1 pseudogene is annotated in these 1903 nt (G+C 36.2%); it reads right to left on the reverse strand.

Annotated elements, in window-relative coordinates:
* Positions 1-1360 precede the first annotated feature (1360 nt).
* Positions 1361-1903, reverse strand: a pseudogene (locus tag HMPREF0519_RS14665) (MFS transporter); the annotation flags it as partial.

Raw genomic sequence — 1903 nt, forward strand, 5'->3', positions numbered from 1 at the left:
ATAAAAAAAGTTTTCGTATAAAAAAGAATTGGCAATTTTTATGACTTTACATTGTATCTGTAACTATTTAAAAGAGCTTTCTACCACAAAATGAATGTCATCAAGCTTTACTACGACAAGCAGGGTAATAACAAAGTTAATGGAACTGCAAAGTTTTAAACGACTGATGGTATTATTCATATGCGAACAGCGTCACTGAACATGGCGCTTTACATTATTGGGTTATCGCTGATTTGATATTTGTCCAGATTGACTGGTTAAAGCAAACTAGGATATAAAAGACAAAATAAAAACCCCTAAATTCAGTATCATGATCGAATTCAGGGGTGTTTTAATATTGAAGATGCATGTAAAAGTCGGTTATATCAAGGGATAAGGGATTCGTTTTAAATGTGAGTCTCAACTCTTGCAAACGCTTACGGATGTGGTATTATATAGTCAAGGAAGGGAAGAGAAGAGAAGTTCGAAGCATCAAGGGTTTAAACCTACTTTGAATGTTCTTCCACCAGCAAGTACTTGTTGGAAATATAAACTTATTTTCAAATGTTTGTAATTTGAAGTGATGGATGATTAATCTTGGTGAGTATGAGTTTTAAGCAGTAACATTGGCTAGGATGATTACAAGCGAGGATGACAAAATTAATTTCAGGTGATTAAGTGTTTGAATATAAAATGATCCAATCATGCGAAATGGATTTAAAGATCGACTATTAATACTCAGTGGAGTAATCGAATAGATAATTGTACAGGGGTCGCTTGTAGTAGATCGATGAATCCGATAAGCTGTTAAATTGATGTGATATCAAATTGACGCATAGATAACAGATTCACAGATCCGATTATTAAAAATGAGATTTTTGTAGCACGAATGTTCAGTACCACTAATTGACAGTTTTAAAAGTTCCAAAGTTTCACGAAACATCAAATTGATCGCACGGCAAATTTATCAAAAGTTAAATTATAAAACCGATTCAAGTTTGCGACAGTAGGTCAATTTAATAAGTTAAATTGAGGCGATAAGACATTAGATTTAAACAAGAGTGGGCATTAACCCTTAGTAATAATATCCCTTCCGATCAATAGGCACTCAGGTTGAAACGCATAGCAAACCTGAGGCCTATTTTTGTGCTTATAGGAAAAAATTGGAAGCAATGAAGGGCTTTTAAATGGAGCCAGTCCTTTTGTGACGTGCTGGCTATCCATAGCCGAGGAGTTAGTAAGAGGGTACATATTAATTGAAGAGAGAGAAAATAAAACGAGGATGCGGCATTGACTTGTTGCATCCTCGTTTTATTATTTGTGGTTTAGATAGACTGTTGTCTAAAATCCAGCTTTTTTTGCTTGATTTTTAGTCAACAACTTACTTTTTAACCGGCTTCTTAATAAATGCAAAAATTGCTAATGAAATAACAACCATAACCAGAAGTACCCAGTAGGTTAAAGTAAAGTTTTGGGTTAAAACAGCCCCGTTGGATAACGTGACTTTCTTTGGATCCAGTGGATTACCGGAAGCCATTAAGAAGCCAATGATAATGGCACCAATTCCGAATCCTTGGTAGATCATTGAATAATTGCGTGACGTATTTTTTAATCCAAAGTAATCGGAGACATAAGTTGGAAATACCGTAATATTACCACCAAAGCAGAAGGCCATTTACATCATCGCCATGCTCATTGAGCCGGGTTTCGTCATCAACAAAGCAATCAGCGAAAGCAATTGAATGATATAAGTGATGAAGAACACGGTTTTTCTTCGGGTAATATCGGATAACCAGCCCATGAAGAATCGGCCAATGGTATTAGCAAGTGCAACGATCGCTACAAATGTTGCAGCGGCACTTGTACCACCCCAAACGGCAACTTCATTCGGAGCTTGTGTCCAAGCAGCAGCCATATTGGTAAC

It is taken from the genome of Lentilactobacillus hilgardii DSM 20176 = ATCC 8290 (assembly GCF_000159315.1).
GTDB classification, from domain to species: Bacteria; Bacillota; Bacilli; order Lactobacillales; family Lactobacillaceae; genus Lentilactobacillus; species Lentilactobacillus hilgardii.